16 protein-coding genes are annotated in these 13,362 nt (G+C 36.7%); 15 read left to right on the forward strand and 1 reads right to left on the reverse strand.

Features of this window, described 5'->3' with window-relative positions:
- Positions 1–9 precede the first annotated feature (9 nt).
- Genes spoIIIAC through PLX19_RS02315 form a run of 6 tightly spaced genes read left to right on the forward strand, consistent with a single transcriptional unit; the run spans position 10 to position 3,647 of the window.
- Entirely contained in the window at positions 10–213 is a 204-nt protein-coding gene (gene spoIIIAC, locus PLX19_RS02290) for a stage III sporulation protein AC (RefSeq protein WP_272186885.1), read from the forward strand.
- 20 nt (positions 214–233) lie between these two features.
- Positions 234–620: a stage III sporulation protein AD gene (gene spoIIIAD / locus PLX19_RS02295; RefSeq protein WP_081625659.1), complete on the forward strand. Its 387-nt coding sequence runs from the start codon at positions 234–236 to the stop codon at positions 618–620.
- 11 nt (positions 621–631) lie between these two features.
- A complete protein-coding gene (gene spoIIIAE, locus PLX19_RS02300; RefSeq protein WP_272187005.1) occupies positions 632–1,804 on the forward strand; it encodes a stage III sporulation protein AE in 1,173 nt (390 codons plus the stop codon).
- Positions 1,805–1,816: 12 nt separating this feature from the next.
- The gene (spoIIIAF, locus tag PLX19_RS02305; protein ID WP_272186886.1) at positions 1,817–2,446 is read left to right on the forward strand and encodes a stage III sporulation protein AF; all 630 of its coding nucleotides are present in this window, start codon (positions 1,817–1,819) and stop codon (positions 2,444–2,446) included.
- Positions 2,439–3,077, forward strand: a complete 639-nt coding sequence (spoIIIAG, locus tag PLX19_RS02310) for a stage III sporulation protein AG (protein WP_272186887.1) — start codon at positions 2,439–2,441, stop codon at positions 3,075–3,077. The genes spoIIIAF and spoIIIAG overlap by 8 nt, the downstream gene beginning before the upstream one ends.
- 12 nt (positions 3,078–3,089) lie before the next feature.
- Positions 3,090–3,647, forward strand: coding sequence for a SpoIIIAH-like family protein (locus PLX19_RS02315; protein ID WP_272186888.1), 558 nt, complete (start codon positions 3,090–3,092; stop codon positions 3,645–3,647).
- A 4-nt stretch (positions 3,648–3,651) separates the two neighbouring features.
- Here the strand turns inward: PLX19_RS02315 and PLX19_RS02320 are convergent, their stop codons facing one another.
- Positions 3,652–3,864, reverse strand: coding sequence for a DNA recombination protein RecO (locus PLX19_RS02320; protein ID WP_272186889.1), 213 nt, complete (start codon positions 3,862–3,864; stop codon positions 3,652–3,654).
- A gap of 763 nt (positions 3,865–4,627) precedes the next feature.
- Here PLX19_RS02320 and accB point away from each other — a divergent pair.
- The 9 genes from accB (at position 4,628) to dxs (ending at position 13,359) form a co-directional block, all read left to right on the forward strand.
- Positions 4,628–5,104: an acetyl-CoA carboxylase biotin carboxyl carrier protein gene (gene accB, locus PLX19_RS02325; RefSeq protein ID WP_272186890.1), complete on the forward strand. Its 477-nt coding sequence runs from the start codon at positions 4,628–4,630 to the stop codon at positions 5,102–5,104.
- Between the two features lie 17 nt (positions 5,105–5,121).
- Positions 5,122–6,474: an acetyl-CoA carboxylase biotin carboxylase subunit gene (gene accC / locus PLX19_RS02330; RefSeq protein ID WP_035429950.1), complete on the forward strand. Its 1,353-nt coding sequence runs from the start codon at positions 5,122–5,124 to the stop codon at positions 6,472–6,474.
- Positions 6,475–6,496: 22 nt separating this feature from the next.
- Entirely contained in the window at positions 6,497–6,889 is a 393-nt protein-coding gene (locus PLX19_RS02335; protein WP_272186891.1) for an Asp23/Gls24 family envelope stress response protein, read from the forward strand.
- A 346-nt stretch (positions 6,890–7,235) separates the two neighbouring features.
- Complete coding sequence (nusB, locus tag PLX19_RS02340; RefSeq protein WP_272186892.1) at positions 7,236–7,619, forward strand: transcription antitermination factor NusB; 384 nt, start codon at positions 7,236–7,238, stop codon at positions 7,617–7,619.
- A 181-nt stretch (positions 7,620–7,800) separates the two neighbouring features.
- Positions 7,801–8,661, forward strand: coding sequence for a bifunctional methylenetetrahydrofolate dehydrogenase/methenyltetrahydrofolate cyclohydrolase FolD (folD, locus tag PLX19_RS02345; protein WP_272186893.1), 861 nt, complete (start codon positions 7,801–7,803; stop codon positions 8,659–8,661).
- Between the two features lie 27 nt (positions 8,662–8,688).
- On the forward strand, positions 8,689–10,047 hold the full coding sequence (gene xseA, locus PLX19_RS02350) for an exodeoxyribonuclease VII large subunit (RefSeq protein ID WP_272186894.1): 1,359 nt from the start codon (positions 8,689–8,691) through the stop codon (positions 10,045–10,047).
- Positions 10,037–10,267 carry an exodeoxyribonuclease VII small subunit gene (locus tag PLX19_RS02355; RefSeq protein ID WP_098914750.1) on the forward strand — a complete coding sequence of 77 codons (231 nt, stop codon included), beginning with the start codon at positions 10,037–10,039 and terminating at the stop codon, positions 10,265–10,267. Before xseA ends, PLX19_RS02355 begins: the two co-directional genes overlap by 11 nt.
- Positions 10,267–11,160: a polyprenyl synthetase family protein gene (locus PLX19_RS02360; protein ID WP_272186895.1), complete on the forward strand. Its 894-nt coding sequence runs from the start codon at positions 10,267–10,269 to the stop codon at positions 11,158–11,160. The genes PLX19_RS02355 and PLX19_RS02360 overlap by 1 nt, the downstream gene beginning before the upstream one ends.
- Before the next feature lie 306 nt (positions 11,161–11,466).
- The gene (dxs, locus tag PLX19_RS02365; protein WP_272186896.1) at positions 11,467–13,359 is read left to right on the forward strand and encodes a 1-deoxy-D-xylulose-5-phosphate synthase; all 1,893 of its coding nucleotides are present in this window, start codon (positions 11,467–11,469) and stop codon (positions 13,357–13,359) included.
- The last annotated feature ends 3 nt before the right edge of the window (positions 13,360–13,362 follow it).

Consider the following 13,362-nt stretch of genomic DNA (forward strand, 5'->3'; position numbering starts at 1 on the left):
GGAATGGCGATGTCAATCGACGTTGGGTTAATTTTTCAAATTGCAGGAATTGGTATTATTTTAGCTTTCATTCATACTGTGCTGAAAGAACTAAAACGAGAAGATATTGCCAACTGGGTGATACTCGTTGGTTTTGTTGTAATTTTATTCCAAGTTGCCTTTCTAATTAACAGTTTATTTGACAAGATAAAAAGCGTCTTTCTTTTTCAGTAAAGGGGGCGATTTGAATCGAAATATTACAAATTGTAGGGCTTGGACTTGTAGCGACTTTTTTGGCAGCAGTATTGAATCAACATAAATCGAGTGTAACTTCATTGTTTATTGTATTTGTTAGTAGCGTTATGTTTTTACTTGTAATTGATCAAATTCATTCTATTTTAACGATGATTGAACGCATTGCAAATGAAGCGAAAGTGAGCAATGTGTATGTGGAAACGCTGCTGAAAATTATTGGAATTGCTTATATTGCAGAATTTGGTGCACAAATTACGAAAGATGCAGGGCAAGGAGCAATCGCTTCAAAAATTGAATTAGCGGGAAAGATTTTAATTTTAGTGATGGCGATTCCGATATTAACGGTTGTAATTGAAACGATTCTCGGTTTTTTACCAACCGGATAAAGGAGGGGTGAATTGTGCGCCTGTTTGGAATGAAGCTTTTGTTTGCTTTTTTCCTCTTTTTTTCTTTTCCAATTATCGTACAAGCTTCTCCACCAGCACAAAATGTCGTAGATGAACAATTAGGAAAGCTTGGGATAGAGGATGTAAAGAAGTATTGGGATGATTTAGTTGCAAAGTACGGCGGATATTTACCAGAAAGTCAAAAGGGAAGTTTTATGGAGTTTGTCAAAGGGGAAAAAGAGTTTTCAATTAACGAGTGGATGATTGGATTACTAAAGTATTTATTTCATGAATTAGTAGCTAACGGAAAGCTGCTTGGGACACTCATTATGCTTACTATTTTCAGCGCGCTTTTGCAATCACTTCAATCTGCTTTTGCGAAAAGTAGCGTCGGGAAAATAGCGGATGCTGTTGTATATATGGTGCTTATCGTCTTTGCTTTAAATAGTTTCTACGTTGTTATGACGTATACAAGAGACACCATTCAAACAATGATCGATTTCATTTTAGCACTTCTCCCTATTTTGTTGGCGCTCATTGCGACAGGAGGCGGTGTTGTATCTGTTTCCTTTTTTCATCCAATTATTGTTTTTCTTATGAATACGAGCGGAATGCTTATGAATTATATTGTTTTACCGCTTCTTCTCCTTGCTACAATTTTAAGTATTGTCAGTACAATGAGCGATCAATATAAAGTTACAAAATTGTCCAAGATGCTGCAAAATGTTAGCGTTAGCATCATTGGGATTTTTTTAACAATCTTTCTTGGCGTGCTCTCTGTACAAGGAACGACAACAGCAGTAGCGGATGGAATTGCTGTGAAAACAGCAAAGTTTGTAACAGGAAACTTTATCCCAGTTGTCGGTCGAATGTTTACTGAAGCAGCAGACACTGTACTTAGTGCATCGGCGCTATTAAAAAATACAGTGGGGATTGTTGGGGTTGTTATTTTATTACTTATCGTTGCTTTTCCTGCCATTCAAATTTTCTGCATTGCGTTTATTTATAAATTTGCAGCAGCAGTGTTGCAACCTGTCGGTGGAGGAGCAATTATTCAATGCCTGGATATTATTGGGAGGAGTATTATATACGTGTTTGCTTGTTTGGCCATTGTATCATTTATGTTTTTTCTAAGTATCACGATTGTTATCGCAGCTGGAAATATTACGTTAATGATGCGTTAGGAGCTGAGAGGGTTGCAATTTGTCGTGGAATGGATTCGAAATATCATTGTGTTTCTCTTATTAGCAACGATGCTTCATATGTTACTTCCTAATTCGAATTTACAAAAGTATGTCAAATTTGTTGTAAGTTTACTTCTAGTCGTTCTAATCTTAACCCCCTTATTTAAATTGTTTCAAACAGATATTCAAGATGTGATTGCAAATGCTAGTCAGGACAAGTATATAGCAAACGGATCAATAGAAAATAAAATTAGTGAAAAGAAAAAAGAAATACAAGCTTCACAACGTGCATATATTTTAGAACAGATGGCTGTCCAAATGAAAAAACAAGTTGGAAAAGAACTAGAAGAACAATATGGTATGGCCGTTACGAAGTTACAGATAAAAGTACCAGAAGACAAAAAGGAAGTGAAATCCCAGCAGGATATTCAGTCTGTTGTTGTATCGCTTAAGGAAAATGAACGAAGTCGAACAGGAGCTATTGAAACAATCCAAAAGGTAGAAATTAATTCGAAAGAACCTCAAAAGACGTTAAAACAAAATACAGCTGAAATGAAACAATTTTTCTCAAACAAATGGCAATTAGAAGAGAACAAAATTAAGGTTCAGGTGGAAGGGGGGATAGGCAAAGTAAATGAATAATAAATTTCAATTTCTTCGCAATCTTTTTAAAGGAAATGAAAAAGATGAGAAAGAGAAAAAAATTTCAGCAAAGTTTTTAATCATTTTACTCATACTTGGGATCATCCTTATGTTTTCTAGTAACCTTTTCCAAGCAAAAAAACCAGAAGTACCTGTTCTTAAATCGCAAACAGAACAAGTAAAAGATGTACCAACATTTGGACAAAAGAATAGTGACAACAAATCTAACATTGATAGATACGAAAAAGAATATGAACAACAATTAAAAGAAGCATTAGAAAGTGTTGCAGGCGTTAAAGAGGTAACAATTGAAATTAATCTTGATTCATCAGAAGAAAAAATACTTGATAAAAATAAAGTGAAACGATCGCAAACGACAGATGAAACAGATAAAGAAGGCGGAAAGCGAAAAGTTGAAGATGAATCGACAGATGAAAAAACAGTGATTGTACGTCAAGGTGATAAAGAAGCTCCGATTATACTTCGAGAAAATAAGCCAAAAGTTCGTGGCGTTCTTGTTGTTGCGAAAGGAGTGGATAATTTACAAGTGAAACAGATGGTAATAGAAGCAGTTACACGTATGTTAGAGGTTCCAAGTCACCGTGTATCTGTCTTGCCAAAAAAGAATTAGGGAGGAAATAAAGTGTTAAAAAAACAAACAGTTTGGTTATTAACAATGCTAAGCTTGGTTATTGTACTTTCGGTATACTATGTGATGACGCCAGATAATAAAACAAAGGAAGTAGCGACATCATTAGGAGAGGGAGCGAAGGAGAAGCAAGGCTCTGAAAAGGAAACGAGTAAAAAAGAAACAAGCCAGAAAGAAGGAAAAGTAACGAGCCATTCTGCAAGTGATGATAATTTTACAGCACTTCGTTTGAAAATGGAAGATCAGCGCAGTGAAGTGAAAGAAAAATTGCAGGATGTAATGAATTCAACAAACGCTTCTGCTGAAGAGAGAAATAAAGCCAAAAATGATTTTGATGCATTGACGGATATAGCGGCAAAAGAAACGTTATTGGAAACCTTAATTAAATCAGAAGGCGGTTATAAAGATGCGCTTGTGCGTAAAGATGGAAATGATATTAAAGTGACAGTAAAAGCAGCAAAACTTTCTGCAAAAGATGCAAATAAAATTATACAGCTTGTAAAAAGTGAGACGGGTTTAATGGCAGACGTTCGATATGAAATAGCAAAGTAAAAAGCTATCGATTTCTTCGATAGCTTTTTTTATCTGCTAGAAGTTCATCTAGCAATTGTAGTTCTGTTTCTGGGGTTTTTATAGGAGAGATTTGTTGTGAATGAAAAATTATCGGTTCTTGACAAAAGTGATTACTTTTTCCGCATTTCATTTGAAAAAAGAGTGCTAAGCTCCAAATAATAACAGCTGGTAGAAAGAGAATAAGCCAAATGTTCATGTCCCTCACCTCACTGTATATGATTCTACTTTTACGATACTATTCTTATATGAAGGGAATATGAAGTGGATGTAAATAAACTTCAAGTATTTAGTAAAAAATATATAAACTCACATAAATAAATGCAAATTGAAAAAACAACATAAAAACCCTTTTTTTTTTCGAGAGGCGAGTGCACCTGTCCGCGTATAGAAGCGGTCAGGTTATATTCTGCATAGTTGCGATTTGTGGGTTGAAAAATCAAAGTGGATTTATATAAATGAAGTGGATGAGAGTGTTTTTTAGGAAGTGGTCTTGCCAATTTTGAGTGAAACTTGGTATTATTACTAGGTAGTAAAATAGCATACTGTTATTTTCACAGGAATTTTCATACATTATACAGAAGAAATAAAGTTGGAATGTTAAAAATATTTATCGTAAGATGAATATATATATAAATGCATTTTAATTATTCTGCATATAAGTCGCTCTATGTAGAATAAAAAGTGATTGTCTCTCTTTATTTTCATATTGCACGTGTTAGGAAAGGGATCTGACCGTTTCAATACCTAGCCAGACGATCTCCCCCGCTTAAAAAACGGTGGTTTATATGCAGGTTTTCAATTTGTATTTATATAGTATGAAACTTCATAGTAGTTTTTCATTGACAGTACGAGAAGGAATTTATGATTGACTGTTCTAGCTGGATTCAGTAAATGGTATTTATTACTGATGGATTGAGCTGTTACAACAGGAAAAACAAGTATATAGGAGTGGATTTTACATGTTTAAAATTCAAGAAGTTCGCGAGTTAATTAAGCTAATTGATGATTCTAATATTGATGAATTTGAATACAAAAAAGATGGTACCACAATTAAGATGAAAAAGCGTGGCAATGAAGTGATTGCTGTGCAGCCTGCTCCAGCAGTGCAGAAACCTATACAAGCTATAGCGCCAGAAGTAGTTGCTGCGCCAGCTCAAGTTGAAGCTCCAAAGCAAGAAGAGAAACACGTAGATGAGAACTTACTTAAAATTACATCTCCAATGGTTGGAACGTTCTATGCTTCTCCATCACCAGATGCACCAGCATATGTAAATGTAGGAGATCGCGTTACAGAAGGGAAAATTGTTTGTATCGTAGAAGCAATGAAACTCTTTAATGAAATCGAAGCAGAAGTAAATGGAGAAATCGTTGAAATTCTTGTGAATAACGGTCAGCTTGTTGAATATGGACAACCGCTATTTCTTGTAAAAGCATAATAAGGGAGTCTAGAATTATGATTAAAAAAGTATTAATTGCAAACCGTGGGGAAATCGCGGTACGAATTATTCGTGCTTGCAAAGAAATGAATATTGAAACAGTTGCAATTTATTCTGAAGCAGATAAAGAAGCGCTGCATGTACAAATTGCAGATGAAGCGTACTGCGTTGGTCCGACTGTCTCAAAGGAAAGTTATTTAAACTTAACAAACATTATTAGCGTTGCAAAATTAACAGGTTGTGATGCAATTCACCCTGGATATGGATTTTTAGCAGAAAATGCTGATTTTGCAGAGCTTTGTCGTGAATGTAACTTGATTTTTATCGGTCCAAGCCCAGAAGCTATTTCAAAAATGGGCACAAAAGACGTTGCACGTGATACAATGAAGGAAGCAGGGGTTCCGATTGTACCGGGTTCGCAAGGAATAATTAAAAATATCGAAGAAGCAGTAGCACTTGCAGAGAACATTGGATATCCTGTTATTATTAAAGCAACAGCGGGCGGCGGCGGAAAAGGGATTCGCGTTGCACGTACAGAAGAAGAGCTTGTAAAAGGAATTCAAATTACACAGCAAGAGGCAAGTACCGCTTTTGGAAACCCTGGTGTATACTTAGAAAAGTATATTGAAGATTTCCGTCATGTAGAAATTCAAGTGATGGCAGATAATCATGGTAACGTCATTCATTTAGGAGAGCGTGATTGTACAATTCAGCGTCGTTTGCAAAAACTGTTAGAAGAGTCACCATCTCCAGCTTTAGATGCTACGATCCGTCAACAAATGGGAGAGGCAGCAGTAAAAGCAGCAGCAGCAGTAGATTATACAGGTGCTGGCACAGTTGAATTTATTTACGAATATAAAACGAAAAGTTTCTATTTCATGGAAATGAATACGCGAATTCAAGTTGAGCATCCTGTAACTGAAATGGTGACGGGAGTAGACCTTATTAAAGAGCAAATTCGCGTTGCATCAGGAGAGCAGTTATCACTGCAGCAAGAAGAAGTACAATTTAACGGTTGGGCAATTGAGTGCCGAATTAATGCGGAAAACCCTGCCAAAAACTTTATGCCATCTCCAGGAAAGGTAGAAATGTATTTACCGCCAGGAGGATTCGGTATTCGCGTTGATTCAGCTGTATATCCTGGGTATACGATTCCACCTTATTACGATTCGATGGTTGCCAAGCTTATTGTTTATGGTAAAACACGTGAAGAAGCAATTGCGAAAATGAAACGAGCATTAAGTGAATTCGTCATTGAGGGTGTACATACGACGATTCCGTTTCATTTACAACTTCTTGACCACCCTGAATTTGTACAAGGTGAATTTAATACGAAGTTTTTAGAACAGCATGATTTAACGGCGCACTGATACATTTAAAGGAGGTTTTTTCATGGCTGATCATATGTTAGACATGGGACAAGATACAACTCTTGGTAAAGTAGAAATCGCACCGGAAGTAATTGAAGTAATTGCAGGTATTGCTGCTTCTGAAGTAGAAGGTGTAGCAGCAATGCGTGGTAACTTTGCAACAGATGTTGTTGAGAAGTTAGGAAAGAAAAATCATGGAAAAGGCGTAAAAGTAGAATTAGCAAATGATGATATTATCGTTGATGTATACGTATTAATGTACTTTGGTGTAGCGATTCCAGTTGTTGCACAAAACATTCAAGATAACATTCGTCAAGCGCTGTTTACAATGACAGGTCTTGAACCGAAAGAAATAAACGTTCATATCGTTGGTGTAACATTCGAGACACCAAAAACAGAAATTGAGCCAGTGTAATACTGAAAAAGGTGCCTTGTGATTCAGGCGCCTTTTTTATCGTTTGTATTCTTCATATTTAAATGGAAAAGATATTATATTATTTAAAAAAATGAAAAATTTTTAAAGGTGAACTTGTGTTTTTGAAAAAAACGTACATTGTGGTATGATATGGAACCTGAAGTTAATCTTTTTATTATTTTTCCGTTAGGGAACTCGTGTATGAAACGATAAATTGTGGTATTATCATTGTATTATAAGATTGAAAGCTGAGCAAAAATTATAAAGAATAAGTAATTCGATGGCTTATAAATTATAATAATATAACAAAACATAAGAAAGACTTGAAGCACAAAGGAGAGTTATAATGAAACGTAGGACGGCTAGAGAAAGAGCGATGCAAGCACTCTATCAAATGGATATTACCGGAGACTACAATCCGAAAGCAGCAGTAGAAAACACACTTGATGAAGGCGAAAATACAAATGAATTTTTAGAAGCGCTTGTCTTCGGATGTGTAGAGCATAAAGAAGCAATTGATGAGCTTATTCGTCAGAATTTAAAAAAGTGGAAATTAGAACGCATTAGCATTGTTGATCGCAGTATTTTACGAATTGCTGTGTATGAAATGAAATACATGGAAGATATTCCACATAGCGTGTCTATTAATGAGGCAATTGAAATTGCAAAGGCATATGGGGACGAGGAATCTCGTCGTTTTATTAACGGCGTTTTATCTAGCATACAGTAAACCTTTCTTGAGCGAGAAAGCTTCATCATAGCTTAAGAAAGCCCTTACCAATCAAGCTTTTACGGGCAGTTATCTTTCATCTTTATTCTTTCTTTTTTCGGAATGTTAACGTGGAAGCTATACTGCCCGTTAGAGCGGGAGAAAAAAGTAGCTTTGTCATTTTTAAAGGGGGAATTTTGATATGGTAGCAGTAATCATCAAAGGAAATGAAGTTGCAGAGAAAAAGAGATCACAGTTAAAAGAGAAGGTTGCAGAACTAAAAAAACAAGGAATTGTACCAGGGCTAGCTGTTATTTTAGTCGGAGACGATCCAGCTTCTCATTCGTATGTAAAGGGGAAAGAAAAAGGCTGCGAACAAGTTGGGATTTATTCTGAGTTAATTACATTTCCAGATTCCATTACACAAGATCGTTTATTAGCGGAAATTGACCGTTTAAATAATGATGATCGTATTCATGGTATTTTAGTGCAATTACCGTTGCCAAACCATATTGAAGAGAAAGCTATCATTGAAAAAATTTCTCCAGAGAAAGATGTGGATGGTTTCCACCCGATTAGTATTGGTCGTATGATGACAGGACAAGATACGTTCCTACCATGTACACCACATGGTATTTTAGAATTAGTAAAAGAAACAAACCTTGATATTACAGGAAAGCATGTTGTTGTTATTGGACGAAGCAATATTGTTGGAAAACCGGTCGGACAACTGTTTTTAAATGAAAATGCAACAGTGACGTATTGTCATTCAAAAACAGCGAATATAAAAGAATTAACGAAATTAGCTGATATTTTAATTGTTGCAGTTGGAAGAGCGAAAATGGTAACAGCTGATTACGTAAAAGAAGGCGCAGTTGTAATTGATGTAGGAGTAAACCGTTTAGAAACAGGGAAACTGTGCGGTGATGTTGATTTCGACGATGTATTAAACGTTGCAAGTCACATTACACCAGTACCAAAAGGTGTAGGCCCAATGACGATTACAATGCTATTAGAAAATACAGTATTATCTGCACAGCGCACAGGTGTTGTTTGTAAATAATTGTAGGGCGGCTATGAGGAGAGAGAAATGGAAAAGCAATATTTAACCGTTACAGCGTTAACTCGTTATATGAAAACTAAAATAGAGTATGACCCTCATCTACAGTCTGTTTGGTTAAAAGGAGAAATTTCAAATTTTAAATATCATAGCCGTGGTCATATGTATTTCACATTAAAAGATGAAAATGCAAGAATTGCTGCGGTCATGTTTGCGAGTCATAATCGCAATGTAAAGTTCAGACCAGAAGACGGGATGAAAGTACTTGTAAAAGGGAAAATCTCTGTTTATGAAGCAAGTGGTTCATACCAAATCTATATTCAGGATATGCAGCCAGATGGAGTAGGGAATCTTCATTTAGCGTATGAGCAATTAAAGACTCGTTTAGAAGAAGAAGGGCTGTTTTCACAAGTATATAAACAAATGATTCCTGCTTATCCAACAACAATTGGTGTGATAACTTCACCAACGGGTGCGGCAATTCGAGATATTATGACGACAATTGCCCGGCGTTATCCGGTTGGAAAAGTACTTGTATTTCCAGTTTTAGTACAAGGGGAATTTGCGGCTCCCTCAATTGTACAAGCTATCGAAAAGGCGAATGAAATGCAAGCTATCGATGTGTTAATTGTTGGACGCGGCGGAGGTTCAATTGAAGAACTGTGGGCGTTTAACGAAGAAACAGTAGCCCGGGCAATTTTTGCTAGTCAAATCCCAATCATTTCTGCTGTGGGACATGAAACAGATTTTACAATTGCAGATTTTGTTGCGGACTTAAGAGCTCCAACGCCAACAGCGGCAGCTGAACTGGCAGTTCCTCATATTCTTGAATTAGAAGAAAAAGTGATGCAGCGTACACTTCGCTTGACGCGAGCGATGCGTGAGATGTTGAACTCTAAACAAGAGCATTTGCATGCATTACAAAAATCATATGCGTTTCGCTATCCAAAGCAATTGTATGAGCAAAAGGAAGAACAATTGGATCGTACAATTGATAAGTTGATACAAACGAAAGAGCGTTACATAGAAAAGAAGACGAATCAATTTCAACAACTGTCATTTTATTTAGGGAAGCATCACCCCACGCAAAAAATTGAACAAACAAGGCTTACGTTAGACACATTGCAAAAGCAGTTGCAACGTGAAATGCAGTCTCTATTGCAAGGAAAAGAGTTTGCTTTTACAAGAGCGATAGAAAAGTTAGAAACGTTAAGTCCACTTAGAGTGATGATGCGAGGTTACGGTCTTGTTTATAATAATGAAAAACAGGTGCTAAAAAGCATAAAAGAAATTGGGCTTGGAGATGAAGTTACAGTACATATGCAAGATGGTGTACTAGACTGTAATGTATGGGGAATAGAGGAGCGTGAACTAGGCGATGGAAAATAAAGTAAGCTTTGAAGAAGCGATTGCAAAGCTTGAACAAATTGTTTCCAAGCTCGAACAAGGTGATGTTCCACTTGAAGAAGCAATTTCGTATTTCAAAGAAGGTATGGAACTTTCTAAACTATGCGATGAAAAATTAAAAGATGTGCAAGAACAAATGGCTGTCATACTTGGTGAAAATGGCGAACTTCGTCCGTTTTCTACTTTGGGAGAGGAAGTATAATGACGCATTTAACTTTTGATGCTTTTATGAAAGAAAGTAAAGCATTAGTAGAAGAAAATCTTGTGCGTTATGCAAACGCCTTGCAATGTCCAAAGGTACTTCGTGAGGCGATGGTGTATTCATTAGAAGCGGGCGGAAAGCGTCTCCGTCCGTTACTTTTATTTGCGACGCTGCAAGCGTTTGGAAAAGATAGAGAATTAGGGATAGGTACAGCTTGCGCATTAGAAATGATTCATACATATTCTTTAATTCATGATGATTTACCTTGTATGGATGATGATGACTTACGCCGCGGGAAACCAACAAATCATAAAGTATTTGGTGAAGCGATGGCAGTACTAGCTGGTGATGGGTTGTTAACATATGCATTCCAGGTTGTAACAGAGCAAGACCATAAAGAAATTACTTCCGAAACAAAATTACGCATCGCACTAGAACTTGCTAAAGCAGCAGGGCCAGAAGGAATGGTTGGTGGACAAGTTGCGGATATGGAAGCGGAAGGTAAGCAATTAAACCTTCGTGAGTTAGAATATATTCATAAGAATAAAACAGGACGTTTATTAGAATTTGCCGTATTAGCTGGTGCATTATTATCAAGGGCTACGGCTAGGCAACAAGAAAAATTACTTGCCTTTGCGAAATATGTCGGACTTGCTTTTCAAATTCGTGATGATATTCTAGATGTAGAAGGAATAGAAGAAGAGATTGGAAAACCAGTCGGAAGCGATATGACAAACGAAAAAAGTACATATACAACGTTATTTACAGTGGCGGAAGCAAAGCAAATTTTAGAAGAAACCATTACGAAAGCAAAAGAGGCCATTTCTTCTTTACAATTACAAGACGAATATTTGTTAGTAATTTGTGATTTAATTGCAAAGCGCAACCACTAGTATAAGAATGTTTTCATTTGTTGAGCCATTCAAGATTTTATGGTATAAATGTAGACAAAGGTTTTTCTTTTCTTTTTTTGGCAAAAATATACGTAGATTACATTGCCGTTATCACTTTGTGTTAGCGGCTCTTTTTTCATCGTATAAAGTGAAACTTCCAACAGTGGGGTTTTCTTTATCCCAGTTAAGGCGGGATAAAATAAAGAATATGCTTGATTTTTGTAATACAATTAAGTGCAACTATATTTTACGGATGTATAGTAGTTGACATGATGAAAGATTATGAAACGAAAGTGAGTGATCCTGGTGGATCTGACGCAAATTCAAAATCCTAATTTTTTGAAGGATATGTCTATAAGCGAGCTAGAAGCTTTAAGTGAAGATATTCGAAAGTTTTTAATTGAAGAGCTTTCTCAAACAGGTGGACATATTGCTCCAAATCTAGGTGTAGTAGAACTCACAATTGCTTTGCATAAAATATTTGATAGTCCAAGAGATAAATTTTTATGGGATGTAGGACATCAATCCTATGTACATAAAATTTTAACGGGACGTGCAAAGGAATTTGGCACATTGAGACAATATAAAGGTTTATGTGGTTTTCCAAAGCGTTGTGAAAGTGAACATGATGTATGGGAAACGGGACATAGTTCTACTTCCTTATCTGCTGCCATGGGAATGGCACTTGCTCGTGATTTAAAGAAAACGAAAGAGTACATTGTTCCTATTATTGGTGATGGTGCATTAACAGGTGGTATGGCACTTGAGGCACTCAATCATATTGGACATGAACAAACAGATATGACGGTTATCTTAAACGATAATGAAATGTCGATTGCCCCAAACGTTGGTGCATTGCATAACGTACTTGGACGTTTGCGTACAGCAGGGAAATATCAATGGGTAAAAGATGAACTAGAATACTTATTGAAAAAAATCCCAGCTGTCGGTGGTAAAGTAGCTGCAACGGCCGAAAAAGTAAAAGATAGCTTAAAGTATTTACTCGTTTCGGGTGTGTTTTTTGAAGAGTTAGGCTTTACATATTTAGGACCTGTTGATGGGCATGATTATGAAAGTTTATTTGAAAATCTTCAATATGCCAAGAAAACGAAAGGGCCTGTTCTTGTTCATGTCATTACGAAAAAAGGAAAAGGCTATAAGCCAGCTGAAAGTGATGTAATTGGAACTTGGCATGGTACAGGACCGTACAAAATTGAGTCTGGTGATTTCGTAAAGCCAAAAGAAGCTGCACCGGCATGGAGTTCCGTTGTTAGTGAAGCAGTTCGTAAATTAGCGAAGAATGATCAGCGTGTCGTTGCTGTGACGCCAGCAATGCCGGTTGGGTCGAAGCTTGAAAAGTTTGCAAAAGAATTTCCTAATCGTATGTTTGATGTAGGGATTGCTGAGCAGCATGCAGTAACGATGGCAGCTGGTCTAGCAACGCAAGGCATGAAGCCGTTTTTAGCGATCTATTCTACATTTTTACAACGCGCTTATGATCAAGTTGTTCATGACGTATGTCGCCAAAATTTAAATGTCTTTTTCGGGATTGATCGAGCAGGATTAGTAGGAGCTGACGGAGAAACGCATCAAGGTATATTTGATATCGCATTTTTACGTCATCTTCCGAATATCGTTTTGATGATGCCAAAAGATGAAAACGAAGGTCAACATATGGTATATACAGCAATCAATTACGAAGATGGACCAATTGCGCTTCGTTACGCGCGTGGAAATGGACTTGGCGTGCCTATGGATGAAGAGTTTAAAGAAATTCCAATCGGTACATGGGAAACGCTTCGTGAAGGATCACAAGTAGCGATTTTAACATTTGGTACGACAATTCCAATGGCCATGGAAGCGGCAGAGTCCCTTGAGAAGAAAGGGATTTCTGTAAAGGTTGTAAATGCCCGCTTTATTAAGCCAATGGACGAAGCATACTTGCATGAGTTATTAGGAAAGAATATGCCGATTTTAACAATTGAAGAGGCTTGTTTAATTGGAGGATTTGGTTCTGGTGTGTTAGAGTTCGCTAGTGAACATGGATATCATAATGCGCTAATTGAGTGTATGGGTATTCCAGATCATTTCATTGAACATGGCAGTGTCTCTAAACTTCTCGAAGAAATTGGTTTAACAACAGATGCTGTTGTTGAACGTATTTGTACAATGATTCCATTAAAACAAAAAAGGGCGTAACAA

The organism is Bacillus sp. BP-3 (assembly GCF_028401955.1).
Taxonomy (GTDB): Bacteria; Bacillota; Bacilli; order Bacillales; family Bacillaceae_G; genus Bacillus_A.

Coding starts and splice junctions, on each gene's coding strand:
- spoIIIAC (WP_272186885.1), top strand. CDS start 10: ATGTCAATCGACGTTGGGTTAATTTTTCAAATTGCAGGAATTGGTATT.
- spoIIIAG (WP_272186887.1), top strand. CDS start 2,439: ATGAATAATAAATTTCAATTTCTTCGCAATCTTTTTAAAGGAAATGAA.
- PLX19_RS02320 (WP_272186889.1), bottom strand. CDS start 3,864: ATGAACATTTGGCTTATTCTCTTTCTACCAGCTGTTATTATTTGGAGC.
- accB (WP_272186890.1), top strand. CDS start 4,628: ATGTTTAAAATTCAAGAAGTTCGCGAGTTAATTAAGCTAATTGATGAT.
- accC (WP_035429950.1), top strand. CDS start 5,122: ATGATTAAAAAAGTATTAATTGCAAACCGTGGGGAAATCGCGGTACGA.
- PLX19_RS02335 (WP_272186891.1), top strand. CDS start 6,497: ATGGCTGATCATATGTTAGACATGGGACAAGATACAACTCTTGGTAAA.
- nusB (WP_272186892.1), top strand. CDS start 7,236: ATGAAACGTAGGACGGCTAGAGAAAGAGCGATGCAAGCACTCTATCAA.
- folD (WP_272186893.1), top strand. CDS start 7,801: ATGGTAGCAGTAATCATCAAAGGAAATGAAGTTGCAGAGAAAAAGAGA.
- xseA (WP_272186894.1), top strand. CDS start 8,689: ATGGAAAAGCAATATTTAACCGTTACAGCGTTAACTCGTTATATGAAA.
- PLX19_RS02355 (WP_098914750.1), top strand. CDS start 10,037: ATGGAAAATAAAGTAAGCTTTGAAGAAGCGATTGCAAAGCTTGAACAA.
- PLX19_RS02360 (WP_272186895.1), top strand. CDS start 10,267: ATGACGCATTTAACTTTTGATGCTTTTATGAAAGAAAGTAAAGCATTA.